The following is a 617-nucleotide window of genomic DNA, read 5'->3' on the forward strand; positions in this document are numbered from 1 at the left end:
GGGTACTGGGTCAGCTTGGCCCCGACGACGTTCTCCCAGTCGATAGAGGTGTCGCCCAGCGGCATTGCCACCGTCAGCGACAGCTCGAAAGTCTCAATGCCAGAGCAGTAGCCCTTAGCGCGCCCGGTGGAGTTCATGGTCTTGACCAGCTTGCGGCCGGTGTTGTTGTTGACGTTGAACTCCGTCACCTCGACCTCGCGGCCGTTCACTTCGAGGACCACCGCCCCCATGTATGGAATTGCCATTGTGACTCCTTAGAGGATCATGTCGATGCGAGATGCAATCACATGCAGACCGCTGACGATGTTGGTCGGAATGACACAGTTCAGACGGCCGCTGTCTTGCTCGCTGTTCTGCACGAGGACGCCCGCCTTGTACTGGTCGACGTTCTCCACAATCTCCATATCTTCAAGCTGATACAGCACGTTGAGGATTTCCGAGCGCACAGCCCGGCCCACGCGCGGCGTGTTCTTCTGGCGCGGGAAGCGCAGCTCGATACGGGTATCGATCGCCAGGCGTACATAATCCAGCGAGCGAATGCTGGTAATGTCCAGCAGTGACGGGTCGGTGGCACCGTCGGCACTGGTGGTGTAGGTGCTGATAGCGCGCACAATCTG

The 617-nt window shown here is 59.2% G+C and carries 2 protein-coding genes; both read right to left on the reverse strand.

Going from position 1 to position 617, the window contains the following annotated elements; translation table 11 throughout:
• The coding region (locus tag ADK28_RS28565) for a hypothetical protein (RefSeq protein WP_048796428.1) at nucleotides 1-245 on the reverse strand (245 nt) is incomplete at its 3' end.
• A 9-nt stretch (nucleotides 246-254) separates the two neighbouring features.
• A partial coding sequence (locus ADK28_RS33255; protein ID WP_048796034.1) for a phage tail sheath C-terminal domain-containing protein occupies nucleotides 255-617 on the reverse strand: 363 nt, incomplete at its 5' end.

This window comes from Serratia sp. 506_PEND, from assembly GCF_001076875.1.
Lineage (GTDB): Bacteria > Pseudomonadota > Gammaproteobacteria > Enterobacterales > Enterobacteriaceae > Serratia > Serratia marcescens.